Below are 22113 nucleotides of genomic sequence, written 5' to 3' on the forward strand. Positions count from 1 at the left end.
GTTTCATTAGGCTCATCTATTTTCACCTCAAATGGTAGACCATGACATCTAAGAGCGCTTTCAACTCACTGTCCATCCTTAATGTAAGATTTCCCTTTGCTATTTCCACAACTCCTACTTACTATTTCGATGCCTCTTCTATCTTATCCCTATCCTCCTTCTCCTTCAGCGCCATCTCCTGAGCCAGATTCACTACCTTGTTTTCAAGGAGCGACATCTGTATGCTCATAAAGAAAAGCTTGATAAGGAGCATGCCTATTATTATCAGATAGACTATATTGGCCGGGGATTTGGCGCCGACCAGGTCCGATATAAAATAAATTATTCTTGGGAATATGGCAAAAATTATCAGTATGATGGCAAAGACCACCCAGAAGAGTCCGTCCTCTATTCTTATCTTTGATTTTCTTATTTTTCTTATAATGACCAAAAACGACATTACAGATATTAAAATCAAACCTATTCTTAGTATAGCAGTCATATTTTTTTCTTCTCTCTAAAACTTTGAATAAATATAATGGAGCAAAGCATTCTAAACATGTATTTTGCGGCATTTATAGGAGTAAGATAACTTATTCCGGCCACTCTTTCATCCATCTCGCCCTGTATTTCACAGACTATCATGCCCTGTTTTATAAGATAGGATACCGTATCCGGCTCCGGTGCATAGTTAAGTCTGAGCGCAAACTCTGTAATCAGCTTTTCATTATACATTCTCATGCCTGATGTAGGATCATGGATTGTAGCACCCGTACTTATCTTTATTGCAAGGGCAATAAGTCTTGAGCCCAGCATCCTCATTGTAAACGGCTTTTTCTTGGTTACAAATCTTGAAACAATAACTATATCACATTCCTCACATTTTTTTCTCATTTCAGGTATATATTCAGGTCTGTGCTGTCCGTCACCGTCAAACTGTACCGCATACTTGTAGCCGTGCTTGTAGGCATACTTCATCCCTGTCTGAAATGCACCTGCAAGGCCCAGGTTTACCGGCAAATCTATAATGTTAAATCCTCTTTCTCTGCAGATTTTAGATGTAGAGTCAATGGAGCCGTCATTTACAATCACATAGTCCACATCATTTAATGTATTTGTAAGTCGCTCTATTACATTTGCAATATTCTTTTCTTCATTAAACGCAGGTATTATTACCAATGTATCAGCCATATCTATCTCCAAAACTCTCTGTTCATACTGAAGGCTCCGACAACACTTTTTGGCAACTTCTTATAGTTTTTTCCTGCCAAAAATCCTGCATATTTGCAGGCACTTATATATACAAGCCTGATTGCACTGATATATGAATGTGTTGAAAGAAGATGCTCCATGGTTTTTAATACCATTTTCTTGCCCTCGTTCTCACTTTTTATATTCTTAAAGATATGAGGATTGCTTGCCTGTGAAACTCCGATATCAAAGTTTCTTTTAAACTGCGCGACTCCGCTGTAATTATGAGAATGTACTACCTTTGCCCATGCTTCGTATTTTATAAAATAGCCGTTTTCTATAAGCTTGTAGGCATAAAGCATATCTTCATTCAAAATCTGTCCGGTATCAAATCTGCCCAAAGCATCAAAGGTCTCTCTTTCGTATGCCGCACAGACATTTGAAGCAAAATATGTCTTTATTCCAAGAGTCTGTCTTTCATTAAATGACTTTATCATTGACTCTATAGGATAATTAAATTCTCTTGTAAACTTCTCTATTTTATTTGCATTTTTATCCGGTACCTGTCTTGCATAAGTCATCTTAATAGACTTATCCATCCCTCTAAGCAAATATTCGATAGTTTTCTTATCAAAGCAGACTGCGTCCTGAGTCATGCAAACAAAATACTCGGCCTTTGACTTTGACACCCCGAAATTTCTGGTGGCTCCATGGTCAAAATCCTGCTTTTCTATATGCTCCAATATAAGTTCAGTATCGCTTTCTTCAAAAAGCTCTTTTAATTTCTCTTCTATTCCGGTCTTATCCCATACATTTTTATCTGTATTTATAATAATAATCTTACCGGGCGCCACTGTCTGAGCCAGAAGTCTTTTTATTGATACCAAAAATTTATTGTCAGGTTTGTATGTAGGTATTATTACATCTACTAAATTCATTTTTTAACCTTTCTGAGTCCGAAAATCACTGCAACAAGGAAGGATATTGAAAGTAACAGCATTATTATCATATATGCAAAAGCCGCTCCGTTCATTCCGAAACTCTTTACCATAAAATCACTGATAAAGTATGCAAACACTGCCCCTACAGCATATATTGAAAATATAACTCCTGTCATTTCAAAGATAACCAAACAGTAATATCCGAGATTTACTATTGCATAAAGTCCACCGCCAAGTATTACCAAAACCAAGGCTATTCTATAAGGCTCTATTGCATTTCCGACACTTCCAAGTGCAAGTTTCAAAACAGGAATTCCGAGAGTATATGCCATTCCCATTCCGAATAAAGTTGCTACAAATATAAATACCGCAATCTTTGATATGGTCGAAACAAACTTTTTTCTGTTACCTGTCTTATACAGCAATGAAAGCTTTGTAAGTATCGGCCTTATTATAAAACCTGCCATCAGATTTATAATGGATGTCGGGATAAATATTATACTGAAGTAGCCGTTTAGCTCCTCTCCAAGCGTGTAATTTACAGCATACTTTGCGGCTGCAAATATATAAAGATCTATAAAAGCTCCCAAAAAAAGCCATTTACTCTTATTTATCAAAGTTATATAAGAATTCTTTTTTACAACTTTATCAGGTCTTAATCTTCTTAAGGGCAGTATATCAAATATTATTGCGGCTATCACTATACTTGGTAAAAGCGCCAAAGAACTTAATTTTAAATCCTTTGTAATACCAAGTGTCGCAAGGAATATGCCTACACAAAATATTGTTCTGAAAAGCGTTGCCTTTCCGGTCATATCAAGCCTGTCCTGCCTTTGCATTTCAGACTCAAATATATCACAAAATCCGTCTAAAATCTTATACAGTGACAATATCATATATACTTCAAAGACATAGCTGTCTTTAGTCATAATGATTGTATATACAAAGCCTGCCAAAACAGCCAAAGCTGAGGTAATAACTCTAAGCCTAAGATAATCTCCGAAACTGTATTCATTTGAAACATCGGTAACCTGTATCGGCCTCATTCCAAAGTATGAAACTATATAAAGTTGCTGGCCCAATGTGGAAAATCCGAAGAAAAATATTCCTCCTGCATATGCTCCTGCAAGCTTTGTTACAGCCACACCAAGCAGCATGCTTGTAACAGCATATACGAGACTCCCAAGCATATTCCAAAAATATGCACTTCTTTCTTTACTGTCCATAATATATCCAAATCTATTTTAATTCCACCATGGTTATTTCTTTTGCAAAGAGTCCGTATTTTTTGACACTTAAATCATTTAGCTCTTTGCCTCTGCAAAGTCTTATAATCGCCTCCAGTTCGTTTACTCCTGCATTGTGAGTAAAAGGATAGCCTCCGCCGAATCTTGCATTCATATCTATTATATAGGCTTTACCTTCCGATAAGAGTATATCCATATCAAGATTTCCTATATGAGAAAGGCTTTTTGCAATCTTCTTTCCTACAGCCTCAAGCTCACTGTTTTCGGTGACCTCTGCAATATCGGTTTCACCCGATCTCATGGCATATTTTCTCTTTACCGTAACACTTAGATTCTCACCTTCAAGATCATTGAAAATATCCAGTCCGAACTCATCGCCTTTGATCTTTTCCTGTATAAGTATTGCCCTGTTCATATCGGCATTTGACTCAAATCTCAAATATGATTTTTGAATACTTCTCTTTGCCTTTTCATAAAGAACTTCAAGTTCATTTTTATCCTCAGCTTCAAAGATACTTAGTGAGCCCATTCCCCATCTGGGTTTTAAAATATAAGTTTTATTATTAAAATCTGCATATTCAATTGCCTTATCAAGATCCAAATAGGTTTCAGGCACAGGCATTTTTATCTTCTCAAGATACTCAAGCATTTCAAACTTATCATTACAAATATTTATAACGTCCTCATTTGAAACAATGACCTTTATACCCAAAGCCTCAAATTCGGCTTTATTCTTTGCAAGTATCATAAGGTCGATGTCAAAGAGTGAAATTAAAATATCTATTTTTTCATTTTTGCATATTTCCAGTAGAAACGGAATATATTCTTCGTCATATATAAGCGGTGACTCAAAAGCCTTATCGGCTACACTCATAGCGGTGGTATTCATATCCGAATTTGTCGCCACAATATTTCCGCTTAATCCGAGGTCCTTATATATACTCCCTAAATAATCAATTATATATGCTCTTCTACCCACACTGGTTAAAAGTATATTCATTATTATCTCACCTTACTCACTATCATCTTAAAGTTCTCATTTTTCATAACTACAGCCAATGCTATATAAATAATTACACCAAGCACTATCTGTATCAGAAGACTTAAAATACCGATTCCTATATGCTTACCTGCAATGTAAATAATAATTCCCATAATTATAGCAGGGATGAAGTTATTTAAAGCATCCAAACTCTGTTCTTTTAGGGTGTACCCTAAGAGCTTTCCGTTCGGCGTGGCATTGATATATGCACAAATCAGATCCGAAAAGGCCTTAAGCCCCACAAACACAAATACATTATACCTTATTCCAATCAGTAATATGGCAATTCCAAGAATCTTTTTTATAATTTCAAGCTTTAAAAATATATCACTTCTACCCATAGCATTTAACGCCTCAAGGTTTGATACATGAATCGGCCAAAATACATATGAAAAACACATCATCTGCAAAAACGGTATTGCAATCCTCCACTTCTCTCCAAGCAGTAAAAGTATCAGATTATCACTGACCGCCGCCAGCCCGCACATCATAGGCGCCACCACAAATGTGGAAAGTCTTACCGAGGACTTTAAAAGTGCTTTTACATCTTCCTTACTTTCCTGTTTCTTTGACATGGCAGGAAGAAGTACGGACTGTATGGCGGATGAAAGATTGCTTACTACAAGCTTTGGAAATTGCTCACCTCTGTTGAATGAGCCGAGCATATCTTCACTGTATGCCTTACCTATAACAAGTCCGTGTATATTTGTAAAAATCGTATCTATCAGTGATGCCACCAAGAGCTTTGAGCCATAGGCAAACATGGTTTTTAATCTCTCCAAGCTGAACTTAAGTCCCGGAAAGTATTTTATACCTATACCGAGTATTATAAGGAGTGCAAAATAATATACTATCTGCTGAAAAACCAAAGCCCAGACCTTTGCTCCCTCAAGTGCCATAATTACACTCACGCTGCCTGAAATTACAGACGAAAGAAATGTTGCTATAAAAAGAGTTTTAAACTTCATATTTCTGGCAACATATGAATTTTCTATTGATATAATACTTCCGGGCAGTATTATTATGCCCATAACTCTAAGTATGTCGATAAGCTCGGGATTTTTATATATATCCGCTATTATGGGAGAGCCCAAAAATAGCAGTATATATATTGCCAGTGATAAGAGTACATTAAAAATCAGCACAGATGAAAAGTCCAAATCATCCGCATGAAACTTTTGTATCAGTGCTGAAGCAAATCCGTTTTGCACCAAAACATTGGCTATTGTTGTAAATATCAAAACTATTGCAACTATTCCATACTCTGACGGACTCAAAAGCCTTGCAAGGAGTACCGACACTATAAACTGGACTCCCTGCGAACCTCCGTTTTCAAGTATTTTCCAAAAAAGAGATGTGGAAATCTCACTTTTATTTTTTTTATTCATCAGATATTCAACATCTCTCCTATTGTAAGTATTTTTGAACTTTTAAAAAATGAATATTTCAAGATATCTCTTATCTTTGATACTCTGTTTTTAGATTTCATATTTGCAAAGGCATTTAAATATTTACGTGCAAAATATGTATCGGCCGACCTGCTTTTTCCAAGTTCATCCTTATATAATCTTAAAAACTCCTCTACCTGTGCAAACATACAGTCATAGTTTTCTCTTATCTTTTTTTTGTTTCTCTTTTTTATATTGTGAAGTTCAAGTGGATTCTTTGCACCAAGTTCATTGCTTTCATGTTGACGATATTTTACAAGGCACTCATTAAGAAAACCAACCTTACCGAATGTAAAAGCGATCAGTCCAAGCCACCAGTCATGCATAAAAGATACTTTAGGCCTTTTATATATATCAAGCAATGCTTTATTTATAATCACCGTATTTCCTGTAATATTGTTTTCAACAAGATATCTTGAAAAGCTTTTTTCTGTACTTATTGTATAAAGGTATTTTGACTCCTTTTTTGCATACTTTATGGCTTCACTTATACCTGTAAGCTCACTCATTTTTTTGTTTTGTGAATTCAGGTTTCCATCCACTATCTCCAAATCCGAATGCACAAGTATCGGCGTTTCTTTACCATACTTTTTTTCAAGCCTTTGTATGGCCTTCAAACTTTTTTCGAGCTTGTCGCTTTCCCAAAAGTCATCCTGATCGCAAAGCGCAATATATTCGGCATCAGCCATATCAAGCAGATTGTAAAAGTTTTCTTTTGCACTGTGAGTATTGCTCTGAACAACCTTTATCTTCTCGCCAAATACACTCTCATAGCTTCTTAATATTTCAAAAGTACAATCGCTTGAATTATCGTCACTTGCAAGTATATTATAGTCCTCAAAACTTTGACTTGTTATACTTTCTATCTGCTCAGGCAAAAATCTTTCACCGTTATAGGTCGCAAGTAAAATTTCTATCATAAACTTTCCTAGAGTAATCCGAAAATAATCACTTCAAGCCTTACAAATGCAAAGAAAACTTTTGCAAATATCTGCCAAAGAGGGTTTATCTTCAGATAATTTTTATAAAAATACATTGTGGACTCTTCTCTGATTTTCTGACGTGAGTAGAGGCTTTTTAAACTTTTTTTGATGCTTGCGGAATGTATATGCTTATACTTATACCCTGTAATAACGGCAGTCTTTAAGCCTATGCCTTCCATCTTTTTTGAAAGCAGATCCTCCTCACCGTATAAAAACATCTTTTCATCATAGCCTCCGACCTTTATAAAGGCGTCAACTCTTACCATCAAAAGTGCACCAAGTACGGCACCTACTTTTCTTATCTTGGCATTATAAAAGTTTCTGTCATAATGAAGAGCCTTTGTAAAGATTCGCCTGCATATCGGACCGTTCTCCGCTAAGGAATGAAGAAAATCTCTCATCGGCCAACATGAAGCACCTTTAAGTACATTTTCTCTGCTGCCGTATACATCATTTGTCTCTACCAAAGGAGCGCATATACCGATATCCACATTTTTTTCCATAGCGGACTTTAAAACTTTAATCACTCGCTCTTCAAAGTCCGTATCGGGATTTGCAATCAAAGCCAAATCCATTCCAAGCTTTTTCGCCACAAAAATACCGATATTATTTCCTGCTCCATATCCCTTGTTTTCATGGTTTTCTACAAAGTAAATTTTTTCATTATCTTCACAGTAGCTTTTCAATCTGATTCTTGAGTCGTCATTTGAGTCATTGTCTACCACAATTACTTTATCAAATACACCATAGTCTGCCGTCTTTCCAAGGACCTTTAAGGTATTATCCGCATCATTATAATTTAATACTACTAAAGCTGTTTTCATTTGCTCTCCTTATTTTCTTTCAGAATGCTTTTTATATGCTTTATCTATATAATACTCGGATATTCTTTTTCTTACCACCGGGCAAATAAACGTAACCAAATCCATCATATGATATATAAGCATATACAGATTCTTCCCCTTTTCTATAGGAACATCTTTAAAAGGAGTCTTCTTCTTAAAGTAATTATATGCTTTCTTATACGGATTAAAACTTCCCGCAATCCAAGGCCTCTCATCTCCGGCAAAATGTAATATTACCGGTCTTCTCTTTGCTTCTTTAAGATCCTTCTTTGTGTAGGAAAGGCTTGCACCATAAACTTTAATAAATGAATTGTATGAAAAATATTTATAATTTGAAAAGAAATTATACTTAGGCAAAAGCTTCTTTATCTTCCATCTGAGTACACCGTTTATGGCATCCTGCTCCCCGAAAAGGCTCTTATCCCATATACTTTTGCTGTAGCTTATAGTCTTTTCTCCAAGATTATTCTCTCTCCACTTTTTCAAATCTATAAGCAAAAGTCCGGCATTTACATAAGATGCCTCATAGTCAAGTCCTATTTCATACCTGACTCTCTCAAGTACTGTAGGCTCTTCCACTGCAGCTATTATATTTTCTCCAAGCTTTGTATTGTATAATTCCCTTATAGAATGCAATATAACCATATCGCAATCCAGATAAAGTATTCTATCGACATCTTCCGGCAATATCTCACCTACAAGCAGTCTACCCATCTTGCTGATATCAAATGTAGCGTCCTGTATACCTGTATCAAAATATTTTGATGTGTCATTCAGTTCTATTATTTCTACATCTCTACCAAACTTTTTTGCTATACTTTTCAATTTGCCCAAAGAGTCCTCACCAATTCCTGTGGAAATGATGAAGACTCTGATATCTTTTTCGTATCTGTTTCTCTCATATAGCGAATATAAGCTGACACCCAGGTGCACTGCAAATTTCTCATTTGCTATATAAACTATATTCATACTTACCTCATTTATTATTATATGAACATAAAGGAATACACACTTTAATACGCATGTATTCCTTTATTAAAAGTACTTTTAATAGAACAATCTATTTACTGCAGAGAATAAAGCTCTGATAGATGATCTTGTAATATTGCCTGAAATACCTACACCATAAGTGGTCTTTCCGCTTTCCACATCAAGCATATGGATGTATGAAGCCGCCTTTGCGTTTGAACCTGATGCAAGAGCATGCTCATTGTAATCAAGAACCTTAATTCCCTTGCCGACCACATTTTCAAGACCTCTCTTGACAGCATCGATAGGACCGTTTCCGGTACTCTCAAATACTTTCTCTTCGCCGTTAAATGTGTATGTAACCTTGACATATGTAGAGAAATCTCCGTCCTCATCGGCATCTGTAATAATGCATTTTTCAAAATGCAGAGGTTCTTTCTTCTCAATGTAATTCTTTTCAAATTCCTTGTAGATTTCTTCCGGTGAAACTTCACCCTGTGCTTCTGAAATCTTTTGGATAATATCTGCGAATTCCTTATGCATACCCTTCGGCAGTTTGAAGCCGTAGAATGTATCCATAACAAATGCAACTCCGCCCTTGCCTGACTGTGAGTTTATTCTTACTACAGGCTCATACTCACGACCGATATCTGCAGGATCTATAGGCAGATAAGGAACCTCCCAGTATGGGTTGTTTCTCTGTCTCATAGCCTGAACACCCTTATTGATTGCATCCTGATGTGAACCTGAAAAGGCCGTAAATACAAGCTTTCCGGCATATGGATGTCTCGGGTCGATGCGCATCTTTGTGGTTCTCTCATATACATCTATGATTTCTTTGATATTGCTGATATTAAGATTCGGATCAATACCCTGTGAAAACATATTGTAGGCTATATTTAATATATCCACATTTCCTGTTCTCTCACCGTTTCCAAAAAGAGTACCCTCCATTCTGTCGGCTCCTGCCAAAAGTGCAAGCTCTGCAACAGCTGTACCTGTACCTCTGTCGTTATGAGGATGTGTGGAAAGTATTATTGCCTCCCTGTTCTTAAGATGGGTACTCATCCACTCTATTCTGTCTGCAAATACATTAGGTGTTGTCATCTCCACTGTATTTGGCAGATTGATTATTATCTTATTATCCTTTGTAGCACCCCATGCATCAACTACGGCATCACATACATCAAGTGCAAAGTCAAGTTCTGTTCCCATAAAGCTCTCAGGTGAATATTCCAATATAATTTCACCGTCATGGTCTTTCATATACTTCTTAACAAGAGCCACACCTTCAAGTGCAATATTTTTTATTCCTTCTCTGTCAAGAGCGTATACCACATCTCTTTGTAATGTATCGGTGGAATTATAGATATGCATTATACATTTTTTAATTCCCTTTATAGCTTCAAAGCTTCTTTTTATAAGATGCTCTCTACACTGGCAAAGTATCTGTACTACAACATCATCCGGAATCAGTTTTCTGTCCACAAGCTGACGAAGGAAGTCAAATTCTATCTGGGATGCTGCCGGGAAACCAATCTCTATTTCCTTAAAGCCCAACTTTACAAGCAGATTAAACATTTCTATCTTTTCTTCTACCACCATCGGTTCGACCAATGCCTGGTTGCCGTCTCTTAGATCTGACGAACACCATATAGGTGCTTTCTCTATTTGCTTATTCGGCCATGTTCTCTCTTTAAAATCCACTACAGGATTTCTCTTATATCTTTCAATATGATACATTTAATCTCTCCTCTTTCCTAATCTAAGTTTAAGCTTTGTCCCATTCTCTAATTTTTGTCCCCCTATATTAAAAGTCCTTCTTTTTCCATAACTTTTATTACTTCATCTGTATATTTTTCGCATTCTTCCATGCTCTTTGCTTCTACCATTACTCTGATAAGAGGCTCCGTACCGCTTGGACGAAGAAGTATTCTTCCGTCATTTCCAAGTGCTTTGCTTACTGCATCTACCGCCTCAAGCACTGCCTTGTTTTCTCCGGCTTTTTGCTTGTCCACAACTTTCACATTCTTTAGAACCTGTGGGAAGATATCCACTTCACTTGCAAGTTTTGACAGAGTCTGCTTGGTTTCAAGCACCACCTCCATTACCTTAAGTGAGGTAAGTATTCCGTCACCTGTTGTGGCGTGTTTTGCAAATATAATATGTCCCGACTGCTCACCGCCAAGGCAGTGACCGTTGTTTTGCATATTTTCATATACATATTTATCACCCACGGCAGTCTTTTCAAAGTTTATATTTTCTCTTTCAAAGGCTTTGTATAGTCCGAAGTTTGACATTATTGTAGTTACCACTGTGTTATTGAAAAGCTCTCCTCTCTCCTTCATATACTTGCCGCAAATATAAAGGATTAGGTCTCCGTCCACCACATTACCGTTTTCATCAACACAAAGGCATCTGTCGGCATCTCCGTCATAGGCAAAACCTATGTCACAACCATTTTCCAAAACACATTTTTGAAGGCTTTCCATATGTGTTGAGCCGCAATCTGTATTTATATTTATACCGTCAGGATTGTTATGAATTACATAAGTATCCGCTCCCAAAGCATCAAATACATTCTTTGCAATGCTTGAAGCCGAACCGTTTGCAAGATCCAGTGCCACCTTCTTTCCCTTAAAGGATCTGGTAGCTATAGAGATCAGATATCCTATATATCTGTTTCTGCCTGCGGCATAGTCTATCGTTCTTCCGATATCTTCCTTTGTTGCAAAAGGAATGGCATCTGCAGTTCCGTCAATATAGCTTTCTATCTTTTCTATAACTTCCTCTTCAAGCTTTTCACCTTTACCGTTGATTACCTTTATACCGTTGTCATAGTATGGATTATGGCTTGCGGAAATCATTATACCGCAGTCAAAATCATCACTTCTTACAACATAGGATACACTTGGTGTTGTAGTAACATGAAGCAGATATACATCAGCTCCGGATGCTGTAAGTCCCGCTACCAAAGAATACTCAAACATATAGCTTGATCTTCTTGTATCCTTACCTATAGCAACTCTGCATTTTTTCCCGTCCTTAGAGTAGAAGCTTCCCAAAAATCTTCCGACCTTATATGCATGTTCAACTGTAAGGTCTATGTTTGCTTCTCCTCTAAATCCGTCTGTACCGAAATATTTTCCCATTAGCCATTCTCCAGTTCTGACAAGTATCTCTTTAGAGCATCCTGCCATGAAGGCAAAAGCTCAAATCCGTTCTTTGTCAGCTTTGATTTATCCATTCTTGAGTTGTGAGGTCTCTTTGCCTTCACCGGGAAAGCGTCAGAGTTCACAGGTGTGACTGCCACATCAAGGTTTGCCTGCTTAAATATCTCACAGGCAAATTCATACCAGGAACAAAGACCCTCATTAGTAGCATGATATCTTCCGTATTTATCGGTTAAAATCATATCCACCAAAAGTCTTGAAAGATCGGGAGTATATGTAGGTGAGCCGATTTGATCGTTTACCACACTTACAGCTCCTCTTTCCTTTCCAAGTCTAAGCATTGTTTTTATAAAGTTGTTTCCATGAAGGCCGAATACCCAAGAAATTCTTACTATAAAATATTTCTCAAGTAATTCCTCAACATATAGCTCTCCCTTATATTTTGCCATACCGTAAATATTAAGAGGTGCCCTCTTATCATCCGGTTCCCATGGTCTTTCGCAATCTCCGTCAAATACATAGTCTGTAGAAATATACATCATGGAAAGGTCAAGTTCCTTTGCCACCTTCGCAATATTTTTTGTACCTTCCGCATTTATCTTAGTTACAAGGGCTTCATTATCTTCTGCCGCATCCACTGCGGTATATGCCGCACAGTGGATGATTGCATCAAGCTTTTTTTCACCGTTGATTTTTTCTATTACTTCCTTTGTCGCCTCAGAATCTGTAATATCCAAATCATCAATGTCTATACCCACTGCATCAATATTTCTATTTGACAACTCGCAAAGAAGATCACTTCCAAGCTGACCCTTTGCGCCTGTTACCAATACTCTCATTAAAGTCTTTCTCCATACATATTCTCAAAATACTTTGTGTATTCACCGCTGATGATATGCTCCCACCACTCTTTATTGTTAAGATACCATTCAATAGTTTTTACAATACCTGTATCAAATGTATACTCAGGCTTCCATCCAAGCTCAGTCTCTATCTTTGTAGGATCGATAGCATATCTTCTGTCATGTCCCGGTCTGTCTGTTACAAATTTTATAAGACTCTCAGGCTTACCAAGTGCCTTAAGTATTGTCTTTACAACCTCAAGATTGGTTCTCTCATTGTGACCGCCGATATTGTAAACTTCACCGACTCTACCTTTTCTTACTACCAAATCGATTGCTTTACAGTGGTCTGTAACATAGAGCCAGTCTCTTACATTATCACCTTTTCCGTATACAGGAAGTTCTTCATCATTAAGTGCTCTGCTTATGATAAGCGGAATAAGCTTCTCAGGGAAGTGGTATGGACCGTAGTTGTTTGAACATCTTGATACGGTCACAGGAAGTCCGTATGTTCTGTGATATGCAAGTACAAAAAGGTCCGCACTTGCCTTTGATGATGAATATGGGCTTGATGTATGAAGCGGTGTTTCTTCTGTAAAGAATAAATCAGGTCTGTCAAGAGGAAGGTCTCCGTATACCTCATCTGTGGATACCTGATGATATCTCTTAATTCCGTACTTTCTGCAGGCATCAAGTAAAGTTGTGGTTCCAATTACATTTGTTCTTACAAAACTCTCAGGATCTGTTATCGATCTGTCTACATGGCTCTCTGCTGCAAAGTTGATTACCACATCCGGCTTCTCTTCTTCAAAAAGTTTGAAAATAAATTCTCTGTCAGCTATATCACCCTTCACAAATTTGTAATTAGGTGCATTTTCCACCGGCTTTAAAGTCTCCAGATTTCCTGCGTATGTAAGAAGATCAAGATTTATAATCATATCCTCAGGATATTGATTTACCATATAGTGAACAAAATTTCCGCCGATAAATCCTGCACCGCCAGTAACAATAATTTTCATAATTAACCTCTTTTATAGTTTTAATTTTATAAACCGGACTGAGTCTTTAAAGATTCCCGGCCCTAATAAATCATAAATTATGACTGATGTATATGGTCTATGTATTTACCGTCATATACATCTTTAAGATATTTGCCATACTGATTTTTCTTGAATATTTCATAAGCTTTCAAAAGTTCTTCATCATTTATCCAGCCGTTTAAATACGCAATCTCTTCCAAGCAGGCAATCTTTCTGTGCTGATGTGTCTCCATCGTGTATACAAAGTTGGTAGCCTCAACAAGGCTCTCATGTGTTCCTGTATCCAGCCATGTAAATCCCTGTCCGAGTACTTTCACCTCAAGCTCACCTTTTTCAAGATAGATCCTGTTAAGATCTGTAATCTCAAGCTCTCCTCTGGCAGAAGGCTTTAAATTCTTAGCGTACTCAACCACATCATTATCATAGAAGTAAAGTCCTGTAACACAGTAATTGCTTTTCGGTTTTTCAGGTTTTTCCTCTATGGAAACTGCCTTGCCGTTTTTATCAAACTCTACAATACCGAATCTTTCAGGATCGTCTACATAGTATCCGAATACTGTAGCTCCCTTTGTCTTTGAAGCTGCCGATTTCAAATGATTCTTGAGCCCATGTCCATGGAAAATATTGTCTCCAAGTATCATCGCCACCGGCTCATTACCTATGAACTTCTCTCCGATAATAAACGCCTGTGCCAGTCCGTCAGGGCTTGGTTGAACTGCATATTCCAGTTTCAATCCGAATTGTGCACCGTCTCCAAGTAATTCTTTAAATCTCGGAGTGTCATCCGGTGTGGAAATTATAAGTATCTCTCTAATCCCTGCCTCCATCAATACGGAAATAGGATAATAAATCATTGGCTTGTCATAAATAGGCAATAGCTGTTTTGATGTAACCTTTGTAAGCGGATATAATCTTGTGCCGCTACCACCTGCTAATATAATACCCTTCATTGTTCGTCCTCACTTTCGCTAGGGCTTTTTCAACCTCAAAGCCGTTATGAATATAACTTTCAATAACTTTTATAATACCATAATTTGACAAATCTGTGAAGAAATAAAAAAGGATTGTATGTTACATCCCTTTTAAAACCAACATACAATCCTTATAATTTATTTAATCCCTGCTACATCCAGACGAACCAATGCTCTTCTGAGTGCAAGCTCAGCTCTGGCAACATCTATACCGTCTCTTTGAGAAAGTCTTTTTTCAGCTCTCTCCTTTGCTTCTTTGGCTCTGTTAACATCTATCTCGTCACCGTACTCACATGAATCGGCAAGTATTGTAACTTCATCCTGTAAGATCTCCGCAAAGCCTGAGTGAAGAGCACAAGTCTTTACACTTCCGTCCTCACAATGTATAGATAATTTACCCGGTGCTATTACATTTACCATAGGGATATGCTTGGCATATATACCGACATTTCCCTGTGTTGTGGTAAACTCCACCATTGTAGCATCCCCTTCAAAAAAAATATGGTCGGGACACATTATCTTTAATGCAAACTTGTCCATACTACCTCCTATTTAGAGGCATGCTCTACAACCTCGTCGATAGTTCCTGCATTTAGGAAATATTGCTCAGGTATATCGTCATGCTTTCCTTCAAGAATTTCTCTAAATCCTCTGATAGTCTCTGATAGAGGTACATACTTTCCGTCAATTCCTGTAAACTGTGTTGCCACGAAGAACGGCTGTGAAAGGAATCTCTGGATCTTTCTTGCTCTTGCTACAGTAAGCTTATCTTCTTCAGAAAGTTCATCCATACCAAGCATGGCAATAATATCCTGTAACTCTTTATACTTCTGCAATACCTCCTGCACGCTCTGCGCTACCTGATAATGCTCTTCTCCCACTATATGAGGTGAAAGTATTCTTGAAGTGGAACCAAGAGGATCTACCGCAGGATAAATACCCATCTCCACTATAGAACGGTCAAGAACCGTAGTAGCATCAAGGTGAGCGAATGTATTTGCAGGAGCAGGGTCGGTAAGGTCATCCGCAGGCACATATACAGCCTGAACAGATGTAATGGAACCGTTCTTTGTAGAAGTGATTCTCTCCTGAAGCGCACCCATCTCTGTTTGAAGTGTAGGCTGATAACCTACCGCAGAAGGCATACGTCCAAGAAGCGCTGAAACCTCTGAACCTGCCTGTGTAAATCTGAAGATATTGTCGATGAAAAGAAGTACATCCTTTCCACCCTGATCTCTAAAATACTCCGCCATTGTAAGACCTGTAAGTCCTACTCTCATTCTCGCACCCGGCGGCTCGTTCATCTGACCGAATACCATGGTTGTCTTATTGATAACTCCCGAGTCGGTCATTTCGTGGTATAAGTCGTTACCCTCTCTGGTTCTCTCACCTACACCTGTAAATACTGAATATCCGCCATGCTCTGTTGCGATATTTCTGATAAGCTCCTGGATAAGTACGGTTTTACCTACACCCGCACCACCAAAGAGTCCAATCTTTCCACCCTTTTGGTATGGACATAAAAGGTCAACTACTTTGATTCCTGTCTCAAGAATCTCGGTCTGAGTAGACTGCTCCTCAAAGCTTGGAGCCTTTCTATGTATAGGAAGATACTCCTCTACCTTAGGTGGGTCTTTCTTATCAATCGCTTCTCCAAGTACATTGAAAATTCTACCTAGAGTGTTTTCTCCAACAGGAACTGAAATAGGCGCTCCTGTTGCTCTTGCTTCCATTCCACGAACAAGTCCGTCTGTACTTCCCATGGCAATGGTTCTTACTATATCATCTCCCAGATGCTGTGCAACCTCTACAGTGAGCACTCCGTCAGCTGTATCTATCTTTATTGCCTCATTGATCTGTGGCAAGTGTCCTCTGGAAAACTTAATATCCAAAACGGCACCGATAATCTGGGTTATTTTGCCAATATTTGGCTCTGCCATCAACTTTTCTCCTTCCTCTTCTTCATCCGTTTCCGGTCGTTATTCTATGGCGTTGGCTCCGGCCACAATCTCTGTAAGCTCTTGAGTGATAGCACCCTGACGAGCTCTGTTATACTGTAATCCGAGCTTATCTATAAGTTCTTCCGCATTTGATGTTGCAGAATCCATAGCGGTCATTCTGGCACCGTTTTCTGAAGCAACAGACTGCATCAGACCGCCATAAATAACAGAAGAAATGTATTTTGGAATTATAGCATCCAATACTTCATCTTCATTGGGAGAATAATTCATAAGGGCTCTTGGACCCTCACTTTCTGTAGTCTCAGGCTGCAATAAATCTTCCTTGCTGATAGGAAGCAATTTCAAAAGTACAGGATCATGTACCACCGTATTCTTGAAATTGGTATATATCACATAAATCTCTGAGAGCTTTCCGCTTTCATAGTCGTCAAGCAATACCTTTGTAATATCTGCGGCATCCTTGTACAGCGGCTCTTCCACAATCTCTGAAAAGTCTCCCTCTACTTCAAAGCCTTTATGTAAGAGTGTATCTCTACCTTTTTTACCCACTGCATATATAAGTGTTTCATTGCTTTTGAATTCGCTTATTACCTGCCTGCTTACAGCATTGTTATAGCCTCCTGCAAGGCCTCTGTTACCTGTAATAACCAATACTCCTGTCTTACCGCCGTCATTCTTCTTAAGATACTTATGAGATATATTCTCACTTTTCTCAAGCATTGATGCGATAGTTTGATACATTACGGTAAAGTAAGGCTTGGAAGCATCCGCTTTTGCCCTTGCTTTTTGAAGCTTAACCGTTGCTACAAGTTTCATGGCTTTGGTAATCTGAGCAGTGCTTTGTATCGCCGCACGCCTACGCTTTATTTCCTTCATTGAAGCCATAATACACCTGCACTATGCTTTCTTACATTCATTGATAACATCTGTAAGTCTTTTTGCCAAATCGTCGGAAATTTCTTTCTTATCTCTAATCTCAGCAGCTATCTCAGGATGCTTGCTCTCTATAAATCTGAACAACTTATCCTGGAACTCAAGTACCTTCTCTGTAGGAACATCAAGCAAAAGTTTCTTTGTAGCGGCAAAGATAATGATTATCTGATATTCAACCGCCATAGGCTTATAGTTTGGCTGCTTTAAGATCTCTCTGATTCTCTCACCCTGTGCCAACTGATTCTTTGTAGCTTCATCAAGTTCTGAACCGAACTGTGCAAATGATGCAAGCTCTCTATACTGCGCAAGCTCCAATCTTATAGGTCCTGCAATCTTCTTCATCGCCTTGATCTGTGCGGAACCACCTACTCTTGATACTGAAAGTCCGGCATTGATAGCAGGTCTGAATCCCGAATTGAACATCTCCGTCTCAAGGTAAATCTGACCGTCTGTAATAGAAATAACATTTGTAGGAATATACGCTGAAACGTCTCCTGCCTGTGTCTCTATTATAGGCAATGCGGTAAGTGAACCGCCGCCAAGGTCTTCCGACAATCTTGAAGCTCTCTCAAGAAGTCTTGAGTGAAGATAGAATACATCACCCGGATAAGCCTCACGACCCGGTGGTCTCTTAAGAAGAAGTGAAAGTGTACGATATGCGGCAGCATGCTTTGTAAGATCATCGTATACTACGAGTACATCCTCTCCTCTTTCCATCCATTCCTCACCTATAGCACAACCTGAGTAAGGTGCGATATATTGAAGCGGTGCAAGATCACTTGCGGTAGAAACTACTACTGTAGTGTAGTCCATAGCACCGTAATCCTCAAAAGTCTTTACAATTGATGCAACAGTGGAGGCCTTCTGTCCTATAGCAACATAGATACAGTGAACATTTTGTCCCTTTTGATTGATTATAGTATCTACAGCGATAGAAGTCTTTCCTGTCTGTCTGTCACCGATTATAAGCTCTCTTTGTCCTCTTCCTATAGGAATCATGGCATCAATAGCCTTTATTCCTGTTTGAAGCGGTGTATCTACCGATTTTCTTTCGATAACACCATGTGCAACTCTCTCTATTCTTCTAAAGGTATCTGAAGTTATAGGTCCCTTTCCGTCGATCGGCTGTCCAAGCGCGTTTACAACTCTACCTGTAAGTGCATCTCCTACAGGAACCTCTACAACTCTACCTGTGGTCTTTACTGTATCACCCTCGCTGATATTCTTCTTATCACCAAGTAAAACAGCACCGACATTGTCCTCTTCCAAGTTAAGAACCATGCCGTAAACATCTCCCGGGAATTCCAGAAGCTCACCCTGCATAGCCTTTGCAAGACCATGTATTCTGGCAATACCGTCTGCCACCTGGATAACAGTACCCACATCTGATACCTCGAGTTTAGTTGAATACTTATTTATCTGCTCTTTTATAACTGAGCTGATTTCTTCAGGTCTTAGATTCACTAGACTCGTACCTCTTTTCTTTAAACTTTTTGCCGGTAATACGGCTTATGATAACATTTTTCTCATCTTATCAATTCTTGTTTTTACACTTGAATCCACAACTCTGTCACCGATTCTGATGACAATACCGCCTATGATACTCTCATCTACCACATATTCTACTTCAAGAGATTTATAATGTGATGACTTCAAAAGTTCATCCACTATTCTCTCTTTCTTTGAATCATCAAGCGGCAGCGCAGTCGTAACAGTTGCCTTTCCGATAAGAAGAAGCTCCTTTACACAATCTATAACATAATCAAGTATAGGTATAAGTTCAGCCTGTCTCTTCTTTTCGATTATAGTCAATAAAAATCCCAATGAATCAACACTGATGTGATTCTCAAATATTCCCTTTATAAAGTCGATTTTTTCCTCATCATCCATCTTAGGTGAATCAAGAAGTTCTATAATCTCGACATTCTCAAGTAAAATATTTTTCACTGATTTTATCTCCTCAAGTGCATCAATCAGATTGTTCTTTTCAGATACTACCGACACATAAGCATCTCCATATACTTTGGACACTAATTTTGCCATGTACCATCTCCGATTTCTTTTAAAGTCTCTTCAACAAGTCTATCCTGCACTTCAACATTCATTGCAGAATTGACTGCTTTGCTTGCAATAATCGAAGCAACATCCACTATATTTGATTTAACTTCTTCCATGGCTTTTTTCTTTGCCAACTCTATTTCGTTGTTAGCCCTGTCAGTAATTCTTCTAGCTTCCGCCTTTGCTTCTTCTATGATTTCGTTTTCTCTATCCTTTGCCCTTTTTCTGGCATCCTCTAAGATAGCGTCAGCCTGCTTTTGGAAAGAGGCCAATTTTTCTTCGTACTCCGCCTTAAGAGCATCAGCTTTTGCCTTTGCATCTTTTGCACTTTCCAGGTCTCCGGCAACTCGCTCTCTTCTTTTTTTGAGCATATCCTTAGCCGGATTAAAAAGCAAATAGGAAAGAATAAAGAACAAGAAAAGGACCGCCAAGCCGGTAATGGCTGAATCAGCCAAAAGCTGAGGGTCAAATCCTATCAGTCTTTCCATAAAACCTCCAAATTAAGCGCCGAAAGGCTTAACGAACATAAGAATCATAGCAACTACAAGTCCGTAAAGACCTGTTGTCTCGGCAACGGCCTGTCCGAGAAGCATTGTTGATGTGATATCCGCTCTTGCTCCCGGGTTTCTACCTACTGCAGCCGCACCATGTCCTGCTGCAATACCCTGTCCAACACCCGGTCCGATACCTGCTATCATTGCGAGTCCCGCACCTATAGCGGAGCAACCAAATATAAAATCCTGTCCTGTCATATTCATAAATAACCTCCAAAATATATGATATCAAGTGAGGCACTTCCTCACTTAAATCCATGAAAATATTTTACTATTCAATGAACTATTCTAATTTGTCATTGATATAGACCATGCTGAGCATACAGAAAACATATGTCTGTAGTGCTCCTGAAAATACATCTGTATACAGATGTAAGAATGACGGCACACCAATCTTTAAAAAGATCGGCATCATACCATACCAAAGCCCCATGATTAAAACACCTGAAAGCACGTTTGCAAAAAGACGCAATGATATAGATATCGGGTTTGCTATCTCACCGATAACATTTATCGGAAAGAGCAACGGTATCGGCTCAAAGAGCGATGTAAAATGTTTTAACTTTCTGTTCTTTATACCCTGGAAATTTACTATTAAGAATGTGAAAAATCCGAGCATAAAAGTTACACCATAATCCGCTGTCGGGTTTCTAAGTCCGAGCAAACCGCTGAAGTTAGAAACAAAAATAAAGATAAAGATTGTTCCTATATAGTTTAAGAATCTATCCTTGTTTGCACCAAGTATAGTATCGGTCATTCCCTCTAATGCTTCAATACCACATTCCAAAAAGTTTACAAATCCGCTCGGGACATTGTACGGATCAGCCGCCTTTATTGCTCTGTTTGCAAATATTGCAAATATTGTAATCAATAAGACAACAATCAATAAGGAAACTGTAGTCGTAGTCAAATAGAGTTCCTGTCCGAAAAGCTTATACTTATACAGGCCATGGATCATGAAATCCAAATTTTTGCTTCCGGCTGCACTTTCAGCTAAAATACTTAAGCTCATGTCTCCTCCTTTCTTCTTTTTTCAAATATTTTTTTAAACAATGGATACATATATGCACCCGATTTCAGTCCGAAAACAGATATGACAATCGCGAGTGCATTTATGTATCTACTGTTCCAAAATATTGCTACAACAATAAATAAAGCCGCCTTCCTAAGCAAAGAATGAATCATAATCTTTCTCTGTGCAAAAGAAGGGTTCCCCCCATACAGGCTGTCTTCTGTGGATATTCCCATATCAATGACCATGCCTATTACCAAAACACTACCTATAAGTATCCCAAGTTCAATCGGATAAACGGAATACTTCATAATTCCGGCAAAGGGAATTGCCGCCAGGCTCAAAATGATTTCATAAAGTAAAACTCCCATACCCATATAAAGGCATGTTCTTCTTGTTTCCTTATTCATCCTTATTCTTAAAAATCCTACTTTCTCTTTTTGGCAAAACAAAAGTATTTTCTTGTTTTTGCAGGTTTTCTTCTTTCTTTTTGTCCATCTTTTTTATGGTATTCATGATCAGTCTAAACCCCGACATACATCCGCTTATCACTCCTATAAGCATAAATATCAGAGTAAACGGAAAGTGAAATCTTTCCTCCAATTTCATACCCAAAAAAGTACATAGTAAAATCGGTGTAACCATGGTAAAGCCGACCTGCGAAATCAGTGACAAATATTTTAAGGCTTCCATATCTCATACCTCCTACTATACTCCAAAACCTCAAAAACTTTCAATATTGCATTTTATACTAAATTTTTTTCGGTTTTCTTATTATACCTATATAATTCTTACTTGTCTATATCCGTGTTGTTTTTATCAGTATCATTGTTAAATTAAAAACTTATTTTCAAAAAAATTATACAAAAATATTTTTGAGATGAAAGATGATAAAATGATGTTCTGTAAATCGTAAATATTTGT

At 38.1% G+C, this 22113-nt stretch carries 24 protein-coding genes; all 24 read right to left on the bottom strand.

Translation table 11 applies throughout. The features are described from left to right. Positions 1–121 precede the first annotated feature (121 nt). The gene (locus HMPREF1135_RS08935) at positions 122–481 is read right to left on the bottom strand and encodes a DUF2304 domain-containing protein (RefSeq protein WP_007594393.1); all 360 of its coding nucleotides are present in this window, start codon (positions 479–481) and stop codon (positions 122–124) included. Next, positions 478–1170, bottom strand: a complete 693-nt coding sequence (locus tag HMPREF1135_RS08940; RefSeq protein ID WP_007594394.1) for a glycosyltransferase family 2 protein — start codon at positions 1168–1170, stop codon at positions 478–480. Before HMPREF1135_RS08940 ends, HMPREF1135_RS08935 begins: the two co-directional genes overlap by 4 nt. Positions 1171–1172: 2 nt before the next feature. Then, positions 1173–2108, bottom strand: coding sequence for a glycosyltransferase family 2 protein (locus tag HMPREF1135_RS08945; protein ID WP_007594397.1), 936 nt, complete (start codon positions 2106–2108; stop codon positions 1173–1175). Then, the gene (locus HMPREF1135_RS08950; RefSeq protein ID WP_007594399.1) at positions 2105–3337 is read right to left on the bottom strand and encodes a lipopolysaccharide biosynthesis protein; all 1233 of its coding nucleotides are present in this window, start codon (positions 3335–3337) and stop codon (positions 2105–2107) included. The genes HMPREF1135_RS08945 and HMPREF1135_RS08950 overlap by 4 nt, the downstream gene beginning before the upstream one ends. Positions 3338–3350: 13 nt before the next feature. Next, positions 3351–4358: an ATP-grasp domain-containing protein gene (locus HMPREF1135_RS08955; RefSeq protein ID WP_007594402.1), complete on the bottom strand. Its 1008-nt coding sequence runs from the start codon at positions 4356–4358 to the stop codon at positions 3351–3353. A 2-nt stretch (positions 4359–4360) separates the two neighbouring features. Then, positions 4361–5788, bottom strand: coding sequence for a lipopolysaccharide biosynthesis protein (locus HMPREF1135_RS08960; protein WP_007594404.1), 1428 nt, complete (start codon positions 5786–5788; stop codon positions 4361–4363). After that, complete coding sequence (locus HMPREF1135_RS08965; protein WP_007594406.1) at positions 5788–6768, bottom strand: glycosyltransferase family 2 protein; 981 nt, start codon at positions 6766–6768, stop codon at positions 5788–5790. Before HMPREF1135_RS08965 ends, HMPREF1135_RS08960 begins: the two co-directional genes overlap by 1 nt. Positions 6769–6776: 8 nt before the next feature. After that, positions 6777–7655, bottom strand: coding sequence for a glycosyltransferase (locus HMPREF1135_RS08970; protein ID WP_007594408.1), 879 nt, complete (start codon positions 7653–7655; stop codon positions 6777–6779). 9 nt (positions 7656–7664) lie between these two features. Next, entirely contained in the window at positions 7665–8645 is a 981-nt protein-coding gene (locus HMPREF1135_RS08975; protein ID WP_007594410.1) for a glycosyltransferase family 8 protein, read from the bottom strand. Between the two features lie 78 nt (positions 8646–8723). Continuing rightward, positions 8724–10388: a 2-isopropylmalate synthase gene (gene leuA / locus HMPREF1135_RS08980; RefSeq protein ID WP_007594418.1), complete on the bottom strand. Its 1665-nt coding sequence runs from the start codon at positions 10386–10388 to the stop codon at positions 8724–8726. Positions 10389–10450: 62 nt separating this feature from the next. Next, positions 10451–11797, bottom strand: coding sequence for a phosphoglucosamine mutase (gene glmM / locus HMPREF1135_RS08985; protein WP_007594420.1), 1347 nt, complete (start codon positions 11795–11797; stop codon positions 10451–10453). Continuing rightward, complete coding sequence (gene rfbD, locus HMPREF1135_RS08990; protein WP_007594421.1) at positions 11797–12657, bottom strand: dTDP-4-dehydrorhamnose reductase; 861 nt, start codon at positions 12655–12657, stop codon at positions 11797–11799. Before rfbD ends, glmM begins: the two co-directional genes overlap by 1 nt. Continuing rightward, positions 12657–13679, bottom strand: coding sequence for a dTDP-glucose 4,6-dehydratase (gene rfbB / locus HMPREF1135_RS08995; RefSeq protein ID WP_007594423.1), 1023 nt, complete (start codon positions 13677–13679; stop codon positions 12657–12659). The genes rfbD and rfbB overlap by 1 nt, the downstream gene beginning before the upstream one ends. 77 nt (positions 13680–13756) lie before the next feature. Then, positions 13757–14650, bottom strand: coding sequence for a glucose-1-phosphate thymidylyltransferase RfbA (rfbA, locus tag HMPREF1135_RS09000; RefSeq protein WP_007594425.1), 894 nt, complete (start codon positions 14648–14650; stop codon positions 13757–13759). 159 nt (positions 14651–14809) lie between these two features. Then, positions 14810–15211 carry an ATP synthase F1 subunit epsilon gene (atpC, locus tag HMPREF1135_RS09005; protein WP_007594426.1) on the bottom strand — a complete coding sequence of 134 codons (402 nt, stop codon included), beginning with the start codon at positions 15209–15211 and terminating at the stop codon, positions 14810–14812. Between the two features lie 8 nt (positions 15212–15219). Next, a complete protein-coding gene (atpD, locus tag HMPREF1135_RS09010; RefSeq protein ID WP_007594428.1) occupies positions 15220–16611 on the bottom strand; it encodes a F0F1 ATP synthase subunit beta in 1392 nt (463 codons plus the stop codon). A 39-nt stretch (positions 16612–16650) separates the two neighbouring features. Further along, positions 16651–17517 carry an ATP synthase F1 subunit gamma gene (gene atpG, locus HMPREF1135_RS09015; protein WP_007594429.1) on the bottom strand — a complete coding sequence of 289 codons (867 nt, stop codon included), beginning with the start codon at positions 17515–17517 and terminating at the stop codon, positions 16651–16653. A gap of 12 nt (positions 17518–17529) precedes the next feature. Beyond that, complete coding sequence (gene atpA, locus HMPREF1135_RS09020; protein ID WP_007594430.1) at positions 17530–19029, bottom strand: F0F1 ATP synthase subunit alpha; 1500 nt, start codon at positions 19027–19029, stop codon at positions 17530–17532. Between the two features lie 45 nt (positions 19030–19074). Next, positions 19075–19608 carry an ATP synthase F1 subunit delta gene (gene atpH, locus HMPREF1135_RS09025; RefSeq protein ID WP_007594431.1) on the bottom strand — a complete coding sequence of 178 codons (534 nt, stop codon included), beginning with the start codon at positions 19606–19608 and terminating at the stop codon, positions 19075–19077. Next, positions 19596–20111 carry a F0F1 ATP synthase subunit B gene (gene atpF, locus HMPREF1135_RS09030; RefSeq protein ID WP_007594432.1) on the bottom strand — a complete coding sequence of 172 codons (516 nt, stop codon included), beginning with the start codon at positions 20109–20111 and terminating at the stop codon, positions 19596–19598. Before atpF ends, atpH begins: the two co-directional genes overlap by 13 nt. A gap of 12 nt (positions 20112–20123) precedes the next feature. After that, a complete protein-coding gene (gene atpE / locus HMPREF1135_RS09035; RefSeq protein WP_007594440.1) occupies positions 20124–20381 on the bottom strand; it encodes an ATP synthase F0 subunit C in 258 nt (85 codons plus the stop codon). A gap of 79 nt (positions 20382–20460) precedes the next feature. Continuing rightward, entirely contained in the window at positions 20461–21189 is a 729-nt protein-coding gene (atpB, locus tag HMPREF1135_RS09040) for a F0F1 ATP synthase subunit A (RefSeq protein WP_007594442.1), read from the bottom strand. After that, entirely contained in the window at positions 21186–21599 is a 414-nt protein-coding gene (locus HMPREF1135_RS09045) for a hypothetical protein (protein ID WP_007594444.1), read from the bottom strand. The genes atpB and HMPREF1135_RS09045 overlap by 4 nt, the downstream gene beginning before the upstream one ends. Continuing rightward, on the bottom strand, positions 21592–21882 hold the full coding sequence (locus tag HMPREF1135_RS09050) for an AtpZ/AtpI family protein (protein WP_007594446.1): 291 nt from the start codon (positions 21880–21882) through the stop codon (positions 21592–21594). The genes HMPREF1135_RS09045 and HMPREF1135_RS09050 overlap by 8 nt, the downstream gene beginning before the upstream one ends. Positions 21883–22113 lie beyond the last annotated feature (231 nt).

Origin of the sequence: Lachnoanaerobaculum sp. OBRC5-5 (genome assembly GCF_000296385.1) — a bacterium.
Taxonomy (GTDB): domain Bacteria; phylum Bacillota; class Clostridia; order Lachnospirales; family Lachnospiraceae; genus Lachnoanaerobaculum.

Bases quoted from the DNA above. Each gene is read 5' to 3' on its own strand.
- HMPREF1135_RS08935 (WP_007594393.1), bottom strand. From the start codon at position 481: ATGACTGCTATACTAAGAATAGGTTTGATTTTAATATCTGTAATGTCG.
- HMPREF1135_RS08940 (WP_007594394.1), bottom strand. From the start codon at position 1,170: ATGGCTGATACATTGGTAATAATACCTGCGTTTAATGAAGAAAAGAAT.
- HMPREF1135_RS08945 (WP_007594397.1), bottom strand. From the start codon at position 2,108: ATGAATTTAGTAGATGTAATAATACCTACATACAAACCTGACAATAAA.
- HMPREF1135_RS08950 (WP_007594399.1), bottom strand. From the start codon at position 3,337: ATGGACAGTAAAGAAAGAAGTGCATATTTTTGGAATATGCTTGGGAGT.
- HMPREF1135_RS08955 (WP_007594402.1), bottom strand. From the start codon at position 4,358: ATGAATATACTTTTAACCAGTGTGGGTAGAAGAGCATATATAATTGAT.
- HMPREF1135_RS08960 (WP_007594404.1), bottom strand. From the start codon at position 5,788: ATGAATAAAAAAAATAAAAGTGAGATTTCCACATCTCTTTTTTGGAAA.
- HMPREF1135_RS08965 (WP_007594406.1), bottom strand. From the start codon at position 6,768: ATGATAGAAATTTTACTTGCGACCTATAACGGTGAAAGATTTTTGCCT.
- HMPREF1135_RS08970 (WP_007594408.1), bottom strand. From the start codon at position 7,655: ATGAAAACAGCTTTAGTAGTATTAAATTATAATGATGCGGATAATACC.
- HMPREF1135_RS08975 (WP_007594410.1), bottom strand. From the start codon at position 8,645: ATGAATATAGTTTATATAGCAAATGAGAAATTTGCAGTGCACCTGGGT.
- leuA (WP_007594418.1), bottom strand. From the start codon at position 10,388: ATGTATCATATTGAAAGATATAAGAGAAATCCTGTAGTGGATTTTAAA.
- glmM (WP_007594420.1), bottom strand. From the start codon at position 11,797: ATGGGAAAATATTTCGGTACAGACGGATTTAGAGGAGAAGCAAACATA.
- rfbD (WP_007594421.1), bottom strand. From the start codon at position 12,657: ATGAGAGTATTGGTAACAGGCGCAAAGGGTCAGCTTGGAAGTGATCTT.
- rfbB (WP_007594423.1), bottom strand. From the start codon at position 13,679: ATGAAAATTATTGTTACTGGCGGTGCAGGATTTATCGGCGGAAATTTT.
- rfbA (WP_007594425.1), bottom strand. From the start codon at position 14,650: ATGAAGGGTATTATATTAGCAGGTGGTAGCGGCACAAGATTATATCCG.
- atpC (WP_007594426.1), bottom strand. From the start codon at position 15,211: ATGGACAAGTTTGCATTAAAGATAATGTGTCCCGACCATATTTTTTTT.
- atpD (WP_007594428.1), bottom strand. From the start codon at position 16,611: ATGGCAGAGCCAAATATTGGCAAAATAACCCAGATTATCGGTGCCGTT.
- atpG (WP_007594429.1), bottom strand. From the start codon at position 17,517: ATGGCTTCAATGAAGGAAATAAAGCGTAGGCGTGCGGCGATACAAAGC.
- atpH (WP_007594431.1), bottom strand. From the start codon at position 19,608: ATGGCAAAATTAGTGTCCAAAGTATATGGAGATGCTTATGTGTCGGTA.
- atpF (WP_007594432.1), bottom strand. From the start codon at position 20,111: ATGGAAAGACTGATAGGATTTGACCCTCAGCTTTTGGCTGATTCAGCC.
- atpE (WP_007594440.1), bottom strand. From the start codon at position 20,381: ATGAATATGACAGGACAGGATTTTATATTTGGTTGCTCCGCTATAGGT.
- atpB (WP_007594442.1), bottom strand. From the start codon at position 21,189: ATGAGCTTAAGTATTTTAGCTGAAAGTGCAGCCGGAAGCAAAAATTTG.
- HMPREF1135_RS09045 (WP_007594444.1), bottom strand. From the start codon at position 21,599: ATGAATAAGGAAACAAGAAGAACATGCCTTTATATGGGTATGGGAGTT.
- HMPREF1135_RS09050 (WP_007594446.1), bottom strand. From the start codon at position 21,882: ATGGAAGCCTTAAAATATTTGTCACTGATTTCGCAGGTCGGCTTTACC.